15 protein-coding genes are annotated in these 17,772 nt (G+C 63.9%); 13 read left to right on the top strand and 2 right to left on the bottom strand.

Annotation, left to right across the window (positions count from 1 at the left end; translation table 11 throughout):
• Positions 1 to 39 precede the first annotated feature (39 nt).
• The 3 genes from NKJ18_RS09990 (at position 40) to NKJ18_RS09980 (ending at position 2,984) form a co-directional block, all read left to right on the top strand.
• Positions 40 to 1,026 (top strand): ABC transporter permease, encoded by a 987-nt coding sequence (locus NKJ18_RS09990; protein ID WP_023668514.1) that lies wholly within the window; start codon positions 40 to 42, stop codon positions 1,024 to 1,026.
• A 4-nt stretch (positions 1,027 to 1,030) separates the two neighbouring features.
• Positions 1,031 to 1,825: an ATP-binding cassette domain-containing protein gene (locus NKJ18_RS09985; protein WP_023668515.1), complete on the top strand. Its 795-nt coding sequence runs from the start codon at positions 1,031 to 1,033 to the stop codon at positions 1,823 to 1,825.
• Positions 1,826 to 1,961: 136 nt separating this feature from the next.
• Entirely contained in the window at positions 1,962 to 2,984 is a 1,023-nt protein-coding gene (locus NKJ18_RS09980; protein ID WP_023668516.1) for a LacI family DNA-binding transcriptional regulator, read from the top strand.
• 336 nt (positions 2,985 to 3,320) lie between these two features.
• Here NKJ18_RS09980 and NKJ18_RS09975 read toward each other — a convergent pair whose 3' ends face one another.
• A complete protein-coding gene (locus tag NKJ18_RS09975) occupies positions 3,321 to 3,902 on the bottom strand; it encodes a TetR/AcrR family transcriptional regulator (RefSeq protein WP_023668517.1) in 582 nt (193 codons plus the stop codon).
• A gap of 242 nt (positions 3,903 to 4,144) precedes the next feature.
• On the opposite strand from NKJ18_RS09975, the gene NKJ18_RS09970 reads away from it, so the two are divergent.
• From NKJ18_RS09970 to NKJ18_RS09935, 8 genes are all read left to right on the top strand, one after another.
• Positions 4,145 to 4,405: a hypothetical protein gene (locus tag NKJ18_RS09970; protein WP_023692134.1), complete on the top strand. Its 261-nt coding sequence runs from the start codon at positions 4,145 to 4,147 to the stop codon at positions 4,403 to 4,405.
• The gene (locus NKJ18_RS09965; RefSeq protein ID WP_352758175.1) at positions 4,399 to 7,620 is read left to right on the top strand and encodes an efflux RND transporter permease subunit; all 3,222 of its coding nucleotides are present in this window, start codon (positions 4,399 to 4,401) and stop codon (positions 7,618 to 7,620) included. The genes NKJ18_RS09970 and NKJ18_RS09965 overlap by 7 nt, the downstream gene beginning before the upstream one ends.
• Positions 7,602 to 8,756: an efflux RND transporter periplasmic adaptor subunit gene (locus tag NKJ18_RS09960; RefSeq protein WP_023740662.1), complete on the top strand. Its 1,155-nt coding sequence runs from the start codon at positions 7,602 to 7,604 to the stop codon at positions 8,754 to 8,756. Before NKJ18_RS09965 ends, NKJ18_RS09960 begins: the two co-directional genes overlap by 19 nt.
• Before the next feature lie 180 nt (positions 8,757 to 8,936).
• Positions 8,937 to 9,644: a GntR family transcriptional regulator gene (locus NKJ18_RS09955; protein ID WP_023709916.1), complete on the top strand. Its 708-nt coding sequence runs from the start codon at positions 8,937 to 8,939 to the stop codon at positions 9,642 to 9,644.
• A gap of 17 nt (positions 9,645 to 9,661) precedes the next feature.
• On the top strand, positions 9,662 to 10,765 hold the full coding sequence (locus NKJ18_RS09950; protein WP_023754063.1) for a mandelate racemase/muconate lactonizing enzyme family protein: 1,104 nt from the start codon (positions 9,662 to 9,664) through the stop codon (positions 10,763 to 10,765).
• Positions 10,766 to 10,926: 161 nt separating this feature from the next.
• Positions 10,927 to 12,249, top strand: a complete 1,323-nt coding sequence (locus NKJ18_RS09945) for an NAD(P)H-dependent oxidoreductase (protein ID WP_023709918.1) — start codon at positions 10,927 to 10,929, stop codon at positions 12,247 to 12,249.
• Positions 12,250 to 12,269: 20 nt separating this feature from the next.
• The gene (locus NKJ18_RS09940) at positions 12,270 to 13,757 is read left to right on the top strand and encodes a xylulokinase (protein ID WP_023709919.1); all 1,488 of its coding nucleotides are present in this window, start codon (positions 12,270 to 12,272) and stop codon (positions 13,755 to 13,757) included.
• Between the two features lie 97 nt (positions 13,758 to 13,854).
• Entirely contained in the window at positions 13,855 to 14,448 is a 594-nt protein-coding gene (locus tag NKJ18_RS09935) for a hypothetical protein (RefSeq protein WP_352758174.1), read from the top strand.
• A 17-nt stretch (positions 14,449 to 14,465) separates the two neighbouring features.
• Here NKJ18_RS09935 and NKJ18_RS09930 read toward each other — a convergent pair whose 3' ends face one another.
• Positions 14,466 to 15,428: a sugar-binding transcriptional regulator gene (locus tag NKJ18_RS09930; protein WP_352758173.1), complete on the bottom strand. Its 963-nt coding sequence runs from the start codon at positions 15,426 to 15,428 to the stop codon at positions 14,466 to 14,468.
• A 284-nt stretch (positions 15,429 to 15,712) separates the two neighbouring features.
• On the opposite strand from NKJ18_RS09930, the gene NKJ18_RS09925 reads away from it, so the two are divergent.
• Complete coding sequence (locus NKJ18_RS09925) at positions 15,713 to 16,696, top strand: ABC transporter permease (protein WP_050587411.1); 984 nt, start codon at positions 15,713 to 15,715, stop codon at positions 16,694 to 16,696.
• A 129-nt stretch (positions 16,697 to 16,825) separates the two neighbouring features.
• Complete coding sequence (locus NKJ18_RS09920; protein ID WP_023668529.1) at positions 16,826 to 17,764, top strand: sugar ABC transporter substrate-binding protein; 939 nt, start codon at positions 16,826 to 16,828, stop codon at positions 17,762 to 17,764.
• The last annotated feature ends 8 nt before the right edge of the window (positions 17,765 to 17,772 follow it).

The raw sequence follows: 17,772 nt of genomic DNA, 5'->3' as shown, positions 1-17,772 counted from the left end.
CGCTGGGCTCAGCCTTCCCCTTCCTGTCGCAGGTTATCAGTGGAAAACCGTTCGCTCATCCAACGCCTGATCGCGAGGCCGGAATTCGGGCCCTTCGTTCTGCTCATCGTCGAAATCGCGGTGTTCTGGAGCATCAACCACGATTTCCTGTCGCCGCAGAACATCTCCAACACGCTGGCCTTCACCGTCGAGCTCGGGCTGATCGCGCTGGCGATGACGCTGTTGATGACGTCGGGTGAATTCGATCTGTCGGTCGGCTCGCTGTTCGGCTTTTCGCCGGTGCTGATGTGGACGCTGTTCAACAGCGGCCTGACCTCGCTGGAGGTCGGCTTCCTCGCCGCGCTGCTGATCGCGGCCTTCATCGGCCTGGTCAATGGCTGGTTCGTCACGCAGCTGAAAATCCCATCCTTCCTGGTGACGCTCGGCATGCTGCTGGTGGTGCGCGGCACCGCGCTGTTCGTCACCGACGGCTTTCCGCAGCGGACGTGGAGCGCCGAGGGCAGCTGGCTGGCCGAAGCGCTGGTCGGTGATTTCTTCATCGGCCCGTTCCGCATCTACATGTCGCTCTTCTGGTTCATCGCGGCGGCCATCGCACTGGGCTACGTGCTGACGCAAAGCCGGACCGGCAACTGGATCCAGGCAGCCGGCGGCAATCCAGGCGCCGCAAGGGCGCGCGGCGTCAACGTCAGCGGCGTCAAGATCGGCCTGTTCGTGCTGTCGTCGGTGATGGCTTCGCTTGCCGGCGTCATCTCGTCGCTGCGCACGTCGGCCGCCAACCCCAACAGCGGCACCGGCTACGAGCTCGAAGTCATCGCCATGGTGGTGATCGGCGGCACGGCGCTGACCGGGGGGCGCGGCACCATCATCGGCACGGTGCTCGGCATCCTCATCCTGCGCGTCATGCGCAACGGCATCGTGCTGATCGGCGTGCCCGGGCTGGCCTACAACATCTTCATCGGCGCCATCATCCTCGGCATGATGGCGCTGCACTCATGGCTGGAACGCCGGCATCAGGCAGGGACCTAGAACCATGGCTGAACCGCTCATCCGCATGTCCAACATCAAAAAGTCCTACGGGCGCGTGCAGGCGCTCGAAGACGCCAATTTTCATGTCAACGAAAGGGAGATCGTCGGCCTGCTCGGCGACAATGGCGCCGGCAAATCGACGCTGATCAAGGTGTTGTCGGGGGCGGTGCCGCTGACCAGCGGCGACATTTTCATCCGCGGCAAGAAGGTCAATCTGCGCAGCACCAGCGACGCCATCGCGCACGGCATCGAGACGATCTACCAGGATTCGGCACTGGTGACGCAGCTGTCGATCGCGCGCAACCTGTTCCTCGGCCGCGAGCCGATCAAACCGCCGCGCTTTTTGAACCGCATGGACCAGGAGGCGATGAACAATGTCGCCCGCGACCTGTTGAAACAGGTCGGCATCTCCAAGAACATCCCGCCGACGACGCCGATCGGCTCCCTGTCCGGCGGCGAGCGGCAGGCCGTCGCCATCGCGCGCGCCATGCACTTCGACAGCGACCTGATCATCCTCGACGAGCCGACCAACAATCTCGGCGTCGCCGAGACGCAAGGCGTGCTGAGCTTCGTGCGCAACGCGCGCGATTCCGGGCATTCCTGCATCTTCATCGCCCACAACATCCACCATGTCTTCCAGGTGGTTGACCGCATCGTCGTCATGCGCCGGGGCAAGGTGGTGGCCGACGACATCGACCCGAAGAAGACCAGCGTGGCCGAGGTCGAACGCATCATCACCGGGATGTCCGACAAGGAGATCCGCGACGCCATCATCGAAGGCGGGCCATCGCACGGCTGAACCGTCTTCGCGCCGTCTGGCACGGAAACGCATCCGCTCTAACTCGTTGTAGAGCATGACCTTTTGACAAAACGGTTCCCGTTTGTCCGAGAAAACCGGTTCCCACTTTTCGGGATCATGCTCTATGACTACAGCCATGAAAGCCACCGTTGCCGACATAGCCAGGAGCTGCGGCCTGTCGACCGCGACCGTCGACCGGGTTCTGAACAACCGGGCCGGCGCGAGCGCCGCCAACCGCCAACGGGTGATGGAGGCGGCCAAGCAGCTCGGCTATTTGCCGGTGGTCGATCAGGTGACGCTGCCGTCGCGGCCGGCGCATCTTGAATTCTTCCTGCCGATCGGCGCCAACGGTTTCATGATCGACCTCGCCGGGCACATCGAGGACTATGCGGGGCGCCTGCCGCTGGTCGCCTCGTGCCGGATCCACAATCTCGGCGGCATCTCGCCGGCAGCGCTGCAGGCGGCGGTTGAAAATCTGTCGCTGAAGGCCAATGGCGTCGGCGTCATTGCCGTCGATCATCCGCGAACGCGCAACATATTGCGCGATGTGGTCGAGGCAGGCATCCGCCTTGTCACGCTGGTCTCCGACGTTCCAGCCGCCCCGCGTTCGGCCTATGTCGGCATCGACAACCGGGTTGCCGGACGCACGGCGGCGCTGTTGATGGGGCGCTTCCTCAATGGCCGCCAGGGTCATCTGGCGATGGTCGTCGGCTCGCGTTCCTATCGCGGGCACGAGGAGCGCGAGATGGGCTTTCGGTCGGTGCTGACAGAGGAATTCCCCAATCTCACGGTCTCGAGTGCGGTCGAGATCAATGACGAACCGGAGGGCAGCTACACCGCAACGATGCAGGCGCTGCACAACGAGCCGGAACTGCTCGGCATCTATTGCGTCGGCGCCGGGCGCTCAGGTGTGGCGAGAGCGCTGCTCGAGGCCAAGCCAAAGAAGAAGCCGGTCTTCATCTGCCACGACCTGACCAAGGAAACGCGCGGCTATCTCGTCGACGACCTCGCCGATGTCGTCATCGACCAGAATGCGCGGCTGATCGCGGAGCAATCTGTGATCCGCCTGCTCGGCTCGATCGCGTCCGCCGCGCCCTACCTGACGAAGAAGTTCATCGAGCCACGGCTGATCTTCAAGGAAAACGTGCCGGTGCAGTGAAGTCGCGCCGTGGCGGTTTCTCCGATTTGTACGACAAGTCGGGGTAGATGCCGCAAATCTGCACAGCAGCCATGCAACTTTCATTGTTGCCGAATCATTGGGCAACCCGTACTCATCTGGGTGTCGGCCATCTACTCCTCCCAGATGCGATGCCGACGCTGAGCGCGGTGCACCTCCTCCCGCATCTCGTTCGAAATCGAGCCCGCTGCCACCTCCTCCCGGCAGCGGGCTTTTTTCATTCTCAAACGAATCTAAATTAGAGTTGACGGGCAAGTTCGGAGAATAGCCAAAAGCCCCGCCGGATGATGGGGACTCCTCAACTCCGAAAGCTGGAATTCAGCGCGCCCTGAAAGAGCTGATCAGGCCTTCAGCCATGCGCACGAACTGCGTGCTGGGGCCCTGGCAGCCCATGGTCTGCACGCTGACGCGCGCCCCTTCGAACAGCAGCGACAGCGTATCGGCCAGAAGCTCGGCCTGACCGATGCCCGCATCCCGGCACAGCGCAACGAGGCGATCGCGCTGAGCGCTCTTGAGCTCCTTGATCACGCTCCTGGCGGGATGGTCCGGCTCGGTCAATTCGGCGGCGGCATTGGCCATGTCGCAGCCGCGACCGTCAGCCGCCAGGCAAGCAGCGGCCATGCGAATCCAGGCATGCAACTGGGCGAGCTTGTCGCCGGGATGCTCAGCCTCGAATTGGTCCCACATCGCGGCGCCTTTAGCCGCCGACGCGCGCAGGCATTGGACGATCAGTTCGTCCTTCGACTCAAAATGACGGTAGAGCGTCATCTTGTTGGTGCCGGCGGCTTCCGTGATTGCGTCGACACCGACGCCCTTGATGCCATGCTTGTGAAACATGTCCTGCGCCGTCTCCAGGATTCGGTCCCGGGGGCGCACGCGATCGGTAATGCCGTCTGCCATCGCAGTCTCCTTGTCTCCCTAAAAATTCGGTTCACCTCTTGACTAGGGTGTTACCGGTCTGTAACTATCCGAATGTTACTTACTAGTAACACCTATGTGGCCTTCCGTCAATAACAAGGCCGTGAACTGGTCCTGCCAGATCACAAAGGGTGAAAATTGCAGGTCATGCGGCTCCGGCCGGTGAAGAGATGAAAACCGGTTCGCGATCGTCCGATGCGAATCGCTGGAATGGAGACGCTCCAATGTCGCAGCGCAAGGATTTGACCATCGATGAAGCCATCCGGGATCCGATGATCCGGCTGGTGATGAAAGCGGACCGCGTCAATCCGCGCGCCTTCGAAGCGATGCTGAGGACCGTTGCCGATGAGCAGGGCCTCAGCGGTGCGGCGCCGTCTTCGTATTTTTTGCAAGACCCGGGTTCGGTGCGCGGCCGGCGGCTGTCCCGGTCTGCCAATTCTTTTAAAGAGGCCGGTTCTTCTAAAGAGGTTTGCGTGTCGTGGTAAACTTTTTCATCCATCGTCCGATCTTCGCCTCGGCCATCGCCATCATCATGGTGCTCGCCGGGACGATTTGTTATTTCCTTTTGCCGGTTTCGCAGTTTCCCGACATCACGCCGCCGCAGGTCGTGGTCAGCGCCCATTATCCGGGCGCCAGCGCGCAAGTGGTCGCCGATACGGTGACGACGCCGCTGGAGCAGCAGATCAACGGCGTCGAAGGCATGACCTACATGTCGTCGTCGAGCTCCAATGACGGCTCCTCGACCATCACCATCACCTTCGATGTCGGCTATTCCCTGAGCACCGCGGCCGTCGACGTCCAGAACCGCGTCTCGCAAGCCGCCTCGTCGCTGCCGGCGATCGTCAACCAGGGTGGCGTGACGATCAAGAAGCAGAACCCGAATTTCGTCCTCATCGTCAATCTGACCTCGCCCGACAGTTCGGTCGATCCGGTGGCGCTGAGCAACCTCGCCTATCTGCAGGTCGTCGATCCGCTGAAGCGGCTGCCCGGCGTCGGCGACGTGCAGATCTTCGGCGAACGCCGCTATTCGATGCGCGTCTGGCTCGATCCGGACAAGCTCGCCAATCTCGGCATCACCGCTGTCGACGTCCAGAACGCCATCTCGGAACAGAACGTCCAGGTGGCGGCCGGCAAGATCGGCCAGTCGCCGGCGCCCGCCGGCACCGCCTTCGAGATGCAGGTCAACGCCGTCGGCCGCCTGAGCGACCCCAAGGAGTTCGGCGACATCGTCGTGCGCGCCAACACCGGCACCGGCTCGCTGGTGCGGCTGCGCGACGTCGCCCGCATCGAGCTCGGCGCGCTGCAATATTCGTCGTCGGCCTTCTTTGGCAAGGACCCGACGGTGGTGCTGGCCGTCTACCAGATGCCGGGTTCCAACGCCCTCGATCTGCAGCAGCACGTCAAGGACAAGATGCAGGAACTGTCGGCACGGTTCCCCAAGGGCGTCTCCTACGCCATGCACTACGACACCACGCGCTTCGTGTCGGCATCGATGCATGACGTGCTGATCACGCTCGGCGAAGCGCTGGTGCTGGTCGTGGCCGTGGTGTTCATCTTCCTGCAGAGTTGGCGCACGACGATCATCCCGACCATCGCCATTCCGGTGTCGCTGGTGGCGACGATGGTCGTCATGGAAATGATGGGCTTCTCGCTCAACATGCTCTCCCTGCTCGGCATGGTGCTGGCCATCGGCCTCGTCGTCGACGACGCCATCGTGGTGGTCGAAAATGTCGAGCGACAATTGGAGGCGGGTCTCAAACCGCTGGCGGCGACCAAGGCCGCGATGGCCGAGGTCACCGGACCGATCATCGCCACCACCGCAGTGCTGATGGCCGTCTTCGTGCCCGTTGCCTTCATTCCCGGCGTCTCCGGCAAGCTCTACAATCAGTTCGCGCTGACGGTGGCGATTTCGGTCGGCATATCCGCCTTCAACTCGCTGACGCTCAGCCCGGCGCTGAGCGCCGCCTTCCTGCTCCATCGCGGCGAGACGCAGTTCGCCCCGTTCCGCTGGTTCAACACGGGCTTCGACAGACTGTCGCATGCCTATGCGCACGGCGTGCGTATCCTAATCCGGCTGCGCTGGATCATGCTCGGCTTGTTCGCGGCCGGCCTGGTGGCCACCTACTTCGTCTGGCAGAAGTTGCCCTCGACCTTCCTTCCGGTCGAGGACCAGGGTTACTTCTTCGTCGTCATCCAGCTGCCTGACGGCGCCTCGCTGGAACGCACCGATGCGGTGGCGCAGAAAGCGCGCGACATATTGCAGGCAACACCCGGCGTCGAGATTGTCGGCTCGATCAGCGGCCTGAACTTCCTGACCAGTGCGGCGCAGTCGAACTCGGCTGTCGAGTTCGCCATCCTGAAGCCGTGGGAAGAGCGCGGCCCCGACCAGAGCGCGTCCAAGCTCGTCTCCGATGTGCGCGGCAAGCTGATGCAGATTCCGGAAGCCTTCGCGCTGTCCTTCGATCCGCCTTCGATCCCGGGTATCGGCACCACGGGCGGCTTCGAATTCGTCGTCGAGGACCTCACCGGGCGAGGCAGTTCAGCCCTCAACGACGCGACGCAAGCCGTGATCGCCGAGGCGCGCAAGCAGCCGGAAATCAACCCGCAGCAGCTGTTCTCGCCGTTCTCGACCTCGACGCCGCAGTTCAACTACGACCTCGACCGCAGCAAGGCCAAACTGCTCGGCCTCAACCTGCCCGACGTCTTCAACACGCTGCAGATCTATCTCGGCTCGCTCTACGTCAACGACTTCAACCTGTTCGGCCGCACCTTCCGGGTGACCATCCAGGCCGACAAGGATGCACGTGCCGACGCAGGCGACCTTTCGCGGCTCTATGTGCGCAACGCCTCCGGCGGCATGGTGCCGCTGAGCACACTGGGCAAACTGGTGCCGTTCGTCGGCCCGGAAACCGTGCCGCACTACAACAACAACGCCTCGGCCACGATCAATGGCGGCGCAGCCCCCGGCTTCTCGTCGGGCCAGGCGGTTGCCGCGATGGAACGGGCCGCCGCCACCGCTTTGCCCAGGGATTTCGGTTTCGAATGGACCGGCATCACCTTCCAGGAGCTCAAGGCAGGATCGATCGCGTCGGTCGTCTTCGGCCTCGCCATCGTCTTCGTCTTCCTGATCCTGGCGATGCAGTATGAGAGCTGGGCGATGCCGTTCATGGTGCTGCTGGCGGTGCCACTGGCCCTGTTCGGCGCCTTCGCAGCCCTGTTCCTGCGCGGCATGCAGATCGACGTCTACTCGCAGATCGGCTTCGTCATGCTGATCGGCCTCGCCGCCAAGAACGCGATCCTGATCGTCGAGTTTGCAAGGCGGCGGCGCGAGGAAGGCTTGAGCATTGTCGACGCGGCGATGGAAGCCGCGCGGCTGAGGCTGCGGCCGATCCTGATGACGGCCTTCGCCTTCATCCTCGGCGTGCTGCCGCTGATGTTTGCGACGGGTGCGGGTGCGGCAAGCCGGCAGTCGATCGGCACCACCGTGTTTGGCGGCATGGTCGCGGCGACCATCCTGTCGCTGGTGTTCGTGCCGGTCTTCTACGCGGTCATCGAGCAGCTGCGCGAAGGCCGCGTGCGCAGCGAACCGAACGCCGCTCATGACCAGGACAATAATGAACCGACTGCCGAACCAGCGCCGATGCGCCTGGCCGAAGCAGCCGAATGGAATTGGAGATCAAAATGCGTAAATGGAAAATAGCTTTGGGAACGGCCGTCGCCCTGGGAGCGATCTCGGTGGCAAGCGTCCACTTCCTCGACATGGGCAATCTCAGCCTCAATGCCGGCACGGCGGCAGCGACGGCAGCACCTGCGGCATTCGTCATGCCGGTGCCGGTGACGAGCGTGGTCAAGAAGACGATCCCGATCTACCTTGACTACGCCGCCCGCATCGAGGCGATCCGCAGCGTCACCTTGCAGGCCCGCGTGCCCGGCTATCTGCAGGAGCAGACGGCTAAGGACGGCGCGGATGTGCGCCAGGGTGATCTGCTCTACAAGATCTCGCCTGACGACTTCAAGGCGGCTCTCGACCAGGCCAAGGCCGAAGTGCAGCGCGACCAGGCGAGCCTCGACTATGCGCGCTCCAATCTCGGCCGCGGCTCCGAACTCGCCAAGAGCGGCTATCTGGCCAAGGATGGGTTCGACCAGCGTACGAGCACCTTGCGCCAGGCCGAAGCGTCGCTTGCCGTCAACCAGGCGGCGGTGCGCACGGCCGAGCTCAATTTGAGCTACGCCGAAATCCACGCTCCGTTTGCCGGCCGCGTCGGCCGCAACCAGGCTTCGGTCGGCACGCTGGTCAGCGTCGCCGGCACGGTGCTGAACACGCTGGTGCAGCTCGACCCGATCTACGTCACCTTCAATCCGAGCGAGACGGACCTGGCCGAAATCGAACAGGCCCGCGCCGCCGGCCCGATCGAGGTCGAGGTGCTGCTGCCCGGCGAGACCGAAGCCAGCCAGAAGGGCGAACTCACCTTCATCGACAACACGGTCGACCACTCGACCGGCACGATTACGGCGCGCGCCACCATCGGCAATGCGAAGTTCTCGCTGCTGCCGGGCCAGTATGTCCGCGTGCGGCTGCACATCAAGCAGCTGCCCGACGCGCTGATGGTGCCGCAGGTGGCGCTGGGTTCGAGCCAGCTCGGCAAATATGTCTATGTCGTCGGCAAGGGCAACACGGTCGACCAGCGCATCGTCTCGCTTGGCGCGACCAGCGGCGACCTTGTGGCGGTCCTCAGCGGCGTTGCCGAAGGCGACCAGGTGATAACGGGCAATCTGCAGAAGATCGGACCAGGAATGCCGATCTCGCCGTTGCCCCAGGAGAAACCGGCCAGCTGATAACCCCCATCAGCCCCGGTCCTGCGGCGCCTTCGGCTTCCACGCCGAGGGCGCCGTTTTTTTATGGAGCGCCGCACGCCGTTTTTGGAGTAACCGCAAGGCACAAGAATCCGGAATAGACATATTGTAGGATTGTCGACAATCTGCTTGTCTGTTTCCGGCTCTCACTGGAGTGACGGAATGGCCAAGCTGGACTTCAATCCGATCGCGGATACGACACGCCGAGCCGAGATCGTTGCGCTGTTGCGGCGGGCGATCCTGATCGGCCAGCTGGAACCCGGCCAAAAGCTGAGCGAGCTGAGGATCGCTGAGCAGATGCGGGTCAGCCGCGCGCCTTTGCGCGAAGCTATGCGCGAGCTGGTGCAGGAAGGCATCCTGACCAGCATTCCCTATGCCGGCACCTTCGTCATCGATGTCACCGCCAAGGACATTGACGACGCCTACTCGCTGAACAAGGTGCTCGATGAATTCGCCATGGAGCGGACATGGAAGCTGCGCGACCAGCGCTTCTTCGATGAACTCGACCGCCGCCACGAAGCGGTGAAGCAGGCAACGCGCGCGCGCGACACCACCCGCCAGATCGAAGCCGCGCTGCAATTGCACGGGCTGATCTATGAATGGGCCGACAATTCGGTGCTGCTGGAAACCTGGCAGCGGCTGACCAGCCGGCTGCAGATGTATTTTGCCCTGCACCAGCGGGCCCGCAACGAGCCGGTGCCGGCCGAAGATCTCCACGAGACCTATGTGCGGTTCTTGAAGGGCGCCGACATGCGCGCTGCCCAGCGCCATGCGCGCGAGCATATCGACCTCGATTTCGAAGAGCTGCTTGCCTATGCGCGTGGCCTCGAGCAGCGGAACATCGAAGGGCTGACCCTCCTCAACACCTAGAGACAACGGACAGACAAGTGCAGATCAAATCCATCAAGGCCTATCGCGTCGTGCAGCCCTTCGTGGACGGGCCTTACCGCATGTCCAAGGGGCGTGTGGCCGACTGTTTCGATGCGGTGATCGTCGCCATCACCTCCGACAGCGGCGTGACCGGCTGGGGCGAGATGGCGCCGCTCGGCAATTTCTATTCGGCCGCGTTTCCGGCGGGAACGCGCGCGGGCGTGGTCGAGATCGCGCCGCACCTGATCGGCCAGGACCCGCGTGCTCTCGCCGGCATCGGCCGGCTGATGGATACGGTGTTCAAGGGCCATCCCTACATCAAGTCGGCGCTCGACATGGCCTGCTGGGATCTGGCCGCCCGCGCCGCCGACGTGCCGCTTGTGACCATGCTTGGCGGCCGCGAGAGCGACATGGCGGAGACCTACCGCGTCGTCACCCACGGCACGCTCGACCAGATGGCGGCACTGGCCAAAAGGATCATCGCGGAAGGCTGCCGCCGGCTGCAGGTCAAGGTCGGCGGCAATGTGCATGAAGACATCGAGCGGGTGAGCGCAGTCGCTTCGGCCGTGCCGAAAGGCACGGTGATTTTCTGCGACGCCAATGCCGGCTGGACACCCTACCAGGCGCGGCAGTTCGCCGACGCCACGCGCGGCATCGACTACACGTTCGAGCAGCCCTGCACGTCGATTGAGGAGAACATGTCGGTGCGCCGCATGCTCGACAAGCCGATGGTGCTGGACGAGAGCGTCATCTCGCTCGAGGCGATGCTGGAAATCCACCGCCTGGGCGCCGCCGACGGGCTGACGCTGAAGATCTCGCGGCTTGGCGGCGTAACCAGGACAAGGCAAATCCGCGACGTCGCCGTCGATCTCGGTTTCATGATCACCGTCGAGGATACGGGCGGCGCCGAGATCGACACGGCGGCGATGGCACATCTGTCGCTGTCGACGCCGGAAGAACGCCGGCTGCACGCCATCGCCTTCCATGAGTGGGTGACGGTGCGCACGGCCTCCAACGCGCCACCGGTCACCGGCAGCCACATGGGCATTCCCGACGGGCCCGGCCTCGGCGTCGATGTCGTGCCCGACCTGCTCGGCAAGCCTTTCCTAGAGATCGGCTGAGATCAAGCCCAGCATGAAGCTGTCACCCGACGAATCCTCCGTGGGAGGTTTGGCCCTGCAGCCATTCTCCGATTTGCGGGTTGAAATATTTTTCAAATGGAAATAGGAATGTTCAAAATGATGATTTGACGCTGCGGCGCGTCATGACTGGAGGAAGCGATATGGCCCATCCGCAATTTGCAGCGGAACTTCTGCAGCGCGCTGAAGCCCAAGGGCCTATCACCATCGGACTCGCCGGCGCCGGGCAGATGGGCACCGACATCGTCGTCCAGGTGGCGCTGATGCCGGGCATGCGGATCGGTGCCATTTCCGAGGTGCGGCCGCAAGCGGCGATCGATGCCGCACTGCTCGCCGGCCATGACCGCTCCGGCATCGTCCAGGCTGCGAACGCCTCTGCCATCGACCGCGCCATCGAGGCCGGCAAGATCGCTGTCACCGAAGATCTGCATGCGCTGGCCGCGGCCGGCCGCATTGATGTCATCATCGACGCGACAGGCAATCCCAACATCGGCACGCTGTTTGCGCTCGAAGTGATGAAGAACGGCAAGCACATCGTTATGCTCAATGTCGAGGCGGACATTACGATCGGCCGCTTCCTCAAGGAGGAAGCGCGCAAGGCCGGCGTGGTCTACACCGGTGCGGCCGGCGACGAACCCGCCTGCACGCTGGAGATCATCGGCTTCGCCAAGAGCCTCGGCTTCAACATCATCGCCGCCGGCAAGGGCAAAAACAACCCGCTCAAGATCGACGCCATGCCCGCCGACTACGAGAAGGAAGCGGCCGAGCGCAACATGAATGCGCGCATGCTGGTCGAGTTCGTCGACGGTTCCAAGACGGCGATCGAGATGGTGGCTATCGCCAACGCCACCGGGCTGGTGCCCGACGTGCCGGGCATGCACGGCCCGACGGCGACGCTGGAGGAACTGGCCAGCGTGCTTTGCCCGCGCGAGGATGGCGGCGTGCTGCATCGCAAGGGCGTGGTCGACTATTCCATCGGCAAGGGCGTGGCGCCCGGCGTGTTCTGCATCATCGAAACGAGGCATCCGCGCGTGCTGGAGCGCATGGTCGACCTCAAGGTCGGCAAGGGCCCCTATTTCACGATCTACCGTCCCTATCACCTGACAAGCCTTGAAGTGCCACTGTCGGCGGCGCGCGCCGTGGTCTACAAACGCGCCGACATGGAGCCGCTCGACCACCCGGTGGCCGAAGCGGTGGCGGTGGCCAAGAGCGATCTCGGCGCGGGCCAATCGCTCGGCATGATCGGCGAGAACGACTATCGCGGCTTCGCCATGACCTGGGAGGACGCCCGCGCCAAGGGCGCGCTGCCGCTCGGGATTGCCGAACGCGCCAAGGTGGTCAAGCCGGTCAAGACCGGCGACTTCCTCACCTATGAAAATTGTGTACCCGACGATTCGATGGTGATAACGCAGATCCGCCGCCGTCTCGACCAGTCGGACGGACAGTTTGTGACCAACGCCGCCTGAACCTTCGGGATCTCCCTGTGATGGACGATGTCGTTATCGGGATCGATGCCTCGACGACGGCGGTGAAGGCAATCGCCTTCACCCGCGACGGCGCGGAGCTGTTCCAGGCGCGCGAGGCCTATCCGCTGGCCAATCCGAAGCCCGGCCATTTCGAGCAGGATGCCGAACATTGGTGGGCAGCCCTCATCAGTGCGCTGAAGCAGGTCGCCGACAAGGTCGGCGCCGCGCGCGTGGCGGCAATTGCCATAGCCCATCAGCGCGAGACCTTCACCCTGATCGATCAGGCCGGCACGCCGCTCATCCCGGCGATCCTGTGGCTTGACGAGCGCGCCCGGCCTCAAGTCGCCAAGCTGTCGGCCGAGCTTGGCCGCGAGACGATCCGCGACTGGAGCGGCAAGCCGCCGGATCCGACGCCGGCGCTCTATGCCATCGCCTGGCTGGCGGAACACCAGCCGCAGGTGCTGGCCAACGCCGCCGCCCTGGTCGATGTTCATGGCTTCTTCGTTCACCGGCTGACCGCACGGCTGGTAACCAGCACGGCAAGTGCCGACCCGCTCGGCTTGCTCGATGTCGCGACAGGCGAATGGCACGCTGAGCTTGTGGCGGCTGCAGGGCTGCAGCCACGGCAGTTGCCGGCGCTGATCGGCCCAGGCGAAATCTGCGGCGGCCTTGCCGAAAGCATTGCCCAGCTGACTGGCCTCAAAGCGGGCACGCCAATTGTCGCCGGCGCCGGCGATGGCCAGGCCATGGGTCTCGGCATGGGCGTCTATGGTGCCCGCAAGAGCTATCTCTCGCTCGGCTCCGGCGTCGTCAGCGGCTGCTATTCCGGCACGGTCACCACATCGGACGCGTTTCGCACGCTGGTCTCGCCCACCGGTTCGGGCTTCATGCTGGAAACCGTGCTGCGCTCGGGCATGCAACTGGTCGACTGGATCGTGCGCACCACCGGCGCGTCTTCCGCGGCAGAACTGGAGAAGGGTGCGGTCGATGTTGCGGCCGGCAGCGACGGTCTTTTGGTCATGCCCTATTGGGCCGGCGTCATGAGCCCCTATTGGGATGGCGCGGCGCGCGGCGCCGTTGTTGGCCTGTCGCTCGACCATGAGCCCAGGCATCTCTTCCGCGCCACGCTGGAAGGCATCGCTTTGGAGCAGGCCATCGCCAGCGAGGCGATGGAGGCCGAAAGCGGCGGCAAGCCGGGAGAGATGATTGCCGCCGGCGGCGGCACCAATTCGGCGCTGCTGATGAAGATCATGGCCAGCGTGCTGGAGCGGCCGCTGTTCGTGTCGCCGGTCAACGAGGCGGCGGCCCTTGGCGCGGCGATGCTGGCGGCTTCGGCGATCGGCTGGTTCGCCTCGGCGGAAGACGCCGCCAAGGCAATGGCGGCGGCGCCGGCCAGGCGTGTCGATCCTGACATGACGCTGGTGCCGGCTTACCGGGCGCGCAAGGCGATCTACCGCGACCTCTATCACGCGACACGCGACATCCACGCGCGGCTCGGTGCGATCTGAGTTCAAGCGCAGCTTGCCTGCGTGAGGCTCCCATGCCCAACCTGCCCAGCTTGCCGATTTTGCGTCCTGCCCGGCCAATGCTAGACTCATCGGGCTAATGAAAGCAGTATTTCACCTTGCCGCCCTGCCCTGGATTGTCGCGCTTGCGGCAGCTCCAATGACGGCGCGTGCGCAGGACGAGCCGCCCTTCGAGGTCACGCTCGACATGGACAATGACGGCAGGATGGATCGGGCCGCGATCGCGGCGGATTCCGACAGCGGGCTGGCGGATCTCTCGATCTATCTGGCTGCCGGCGAAGGAAAGCTCGATCCTTCGCGCACGCCTGACTTCGTCAAGAAGGCGCTGACGCAGGACCGTATTCTCGGGCTCGAAAGCAAGGGCAAGGGATCGCTTGTCGTCACCTCGTGCTTCGGCTGCGGCGCCAACAAATCATGGGATACAACGCTGACCATCGTCTGGCGCGGCGGTAAATTCCTTGTCGCCGGCTACAGTCGCGACTGGGACTGGAATGTGCAGAAAGCCGACGGCTCGGTCGAGACGACGCTGGGCGGCTGCGACATCAATTTTCTCACCGGCAGAGGCGTTGCCTCAAAGGACCTGGACGACGGCAAACCGGTCGCGGGAAAATTCGTGCCGATCGCACTGGCCGACTGGTCGGACGACAGTCGTCCGGAGCCCTGCGAATTCTGACCGACGCCGGACAGCGCTCAACGATTGAGCAGGCCTTTGGCCGCATCCTCATCGGTGATCAGCACCGAAATCCTGGTGTTGGCCAGCGCCGCGCGCATCACAGCGACCTTCTCCTGACCACCTGAAACCAGTATGATGCTCGGAATATCGGACAAATCCTGCAGCGGATAGGCGCAGACGCGGCGGTTGACCTCATGGTCGACCGGGTGGCCCTCGGCGTCGATGAAATGGCACAAGAGGTCTCCGACCGCGCCGGCGGCCTGCAGTTCCTCAAGTTCGCTCGGCTTGATGAAGCCGTAATTGGCGATCGGGCTGTCCTTGGAAAACGAGCCGACGCTGAGCACGGCGATGTTGGCGCGGCGCGCGCGGAAGACGACATCCTGGACGCTGCGCTGGCTCATGAAGGCATCGCGCTGTTCCGGCTTGTCGGCATAGACCGGCACCGGCAGCAGGAAACATTCAGCGCCGATCTTTTCGGCGAACTCCCAGGCGCTTTCGGTCGGGTTGAGCGGCTGCGCATGGGTGAGGCCGCCGAGCATCGAGACGACCGTCGTCCTGGCGATCGGCCGCCTCGGCAATTCGTTGATGGCGAATTTCAGCGTGCGGCCCCAGCCCAGCGCAATGACGTCGCCGGCATTCACATTGTCGGCGAGATAGGCGGCAGCCGCGTGGCCGATCATCAGCGGCGCGTTGCTGCGATCAGCGGCTGATGGCACCACGACCGCCTGGCTGAGCCCGAAACGCTGCTTCAGGCCCTCCTCGAGCTGCACGCATTCGACGACACTGTCGCGAATGCGGAACTGCACGATGCCCTCCTCTCGCGCAGCGGAGAGAATGCGGTGCACCTTGATGCGGCCGACGCCGAGGATCTCGGAAATGCGCTCTTGCGTCAGACCTTCGACATAGTAATGCCAGGCGGCCCGGGCCTTGAGCTCGGCATCGGGGAAGCGCGAGGCCTTCTCGTTTTCGACGGTCGCCATCTTTTGCCCTCCCGCGGCAAATTTCGGAAATCTTTCCGCAAGCGCCGCCCCCTGGCCTTCCCTAGGACAAACCGCCCGGTGGCGCAAACCACCGCCGAATGGCGCAACGGCTCTTGACAATTTTCTAATGAACAGTTTAGCTGAACAAAATTGCATATCAAAGATAAATTGTTCACAGGGAGGTGCCTGGTGAACAAGAGCGGACGGCAGGCCATCGTCGTTTCGCTGACGGAGGAGACGAAGTGGCCGTGAGCAATGATGCAAGCGAGTCGAAGGCTGGCGAGTTGAAAGCCGCGCCCGGCACTCAAGGTGCGACGGCCGCGAAGCTTTCGGCGCTGTTTGCCGGAACCATGGGGCCGCTGATCGGGCTGCTGCTGCTTTGCCTGGCGCTGACGTTGACCACCGACACGTTCCTCACCGTGCGCAACATCCTCAACGTACTCGACCAGATCACCGTGCTCGGCATCATGGCAATCGGCATGACGCTGGTGATCCTGATCGGCGGCATCGATCTCTCGGTCGGCTCGGTGCTGGCGCTGGCCGCCATGGTGATGGGCTTTGTCTCCCACCCCGACTATCTCAATCTCGGCCTTGCGGCCGGCGTCGTTGCAGCACTGGTCGTCGCCGGCCTTTGCGGACTGGTGTCCGGCCTGCTGGTGACCGTCACCCGGCTGCCGCCGTTCATCGCGACGCTGGCGATGATGTCGGTGGCGCGCGGTCTTGCCAATATGATCACAGACGGTTCGCAGATTGTCGGCTTTCCCGACTGGTTCACCAGCCTGTCGATCATCCGCCATTTCGGCTTCCTGTCGGTCACAGTCGGGGTGATGATGGTGCTGGCGATCGTCTTCGCCATCTTCCTCAACTACCGCGCCACCGGCCGCAGCCTTTACGCCATCGGCGGCAGCGCCGAGGTGGCGCGGCTCTCCGGCATTCCGGTGAAGTCACTGACCAACTGGGTCTACGCCATCTGCGCCGTACTTGCGGGTCTTGCCGGCATCGTGCTCGCCGCGCGGCTGGATTCGGTGCAGCCGAGTTCCGGCCTCGGCTATGAGCTCGACACCATCGCGGCGGTGGTGATCGGCGGCGCCAGCCTGTCGGGCGGCATCGGCTCGATCGGCGGCACCGCGGTCGGCGTACTCATCATCGGCGTGCTGCGCAACGGGCTCAATCTGCTCGGCGTCTCGCCCTTCATCCAGCAGGTGGTGATCGGCGTGGTGATCGCGCTGGCGGTCGCCAGCGATACCTGGCGGCGCAGGGCGCGATAGAGAACGGGGCACAATTGAGAATTCGCCCGGAGCGTCCGGGCGATAGACGGATCGGTCGATCCGAAACTGGGATGTTCCAAGGGGCGCGATGCGCTGGCGGGACAGTTTGACTATCAACGGAGGAAACACATGCTGACCAAACGTTCACTGCTGCTCGCCGCTGCCGCCATCATTCCTATGCTCGGGCTGACCGACATGGCCTCGGCCAAGGAGGCCAAGAAACTCGGCCTCGCCGTGGCCAATTTGCAGGCCGACTTCTTCAACCAGATCAAGCAGTCGGTCGAAGCCTACGGCAAGGAGAAGGGCATCGAGATCGTCACCGTCGACGCCAAGGGCGATTCAGCGACCCAGGTCAGCCAGGTCCAGGATCTGATCACGCAGAACATCGACGCGCTGATCTACATTCCGGCCGGCGCCACAGCCGCCACCGTGCCGACCAAGACCGCCAAGGCTGCCGGCATTCCGGTGGTCAATGTCGACCGCAACGCCGACGGCGCGCCCGGCGACACCTTCATCGCCACCAACAGTGTCGCCTCGGCGCAGGCGGTGTGCGACTACATCGCCAAGCAGGCCGGCGGCAAAGGCGAACTGATCATCATCCACGGCCAGAAGGGCACCACGCCGGAAGTCGATCGCTCGAAGGGCTGCGGCGAAGCGCTCAAGGCCTATCCCGATATCAAGGTGGTCGGCGAATTGTGGAGCGAAGGCTGGCACCAGGACGAAGGCTTCAAGCTGACGCAGGACCTGCTGCAGTCGCATCCCGATGTCTCCATCGTCATCGGCCAGGCCGATGCGCTGGCGCTGGGCGCGGCACAGGCGGTCAAGGTCGCCAATCCCGGCCACAAGGTCTGGGTCGCCGGCTTCGATGGCGACGTGGCCGCACTCAAGGCGCTGAAGGACGGCGTGTTCGACGTCACCGCGACGCAGCAGACGCAAGGCATGGGCCGGCTCGCCGTCGATGCGGCGATCAAGCTGGTGGCCGGCGAAAGCGTTCCGGCCGAACAGCTGCAGGATGCGACGCTGACCACCAAGGACAATGTCGAGCAGTTCATCGCCAAGCATCCGTAACGACCGGC

Origin of the sequence: Mesorhizobium sp. M0217 (genome assembly GCF_040321955.1) — a bacterium.
Classification (GTDB): Bacteria; Pseudomonadota; Alphaproteobacteria; order Rhizobiales; family Rhizobiaceae; genus Mesorhizobium.
Note: the sequence above shows the minus strand (reverse complement) of the source record. Positions and strands in the feature narration are given on the sequence as shown.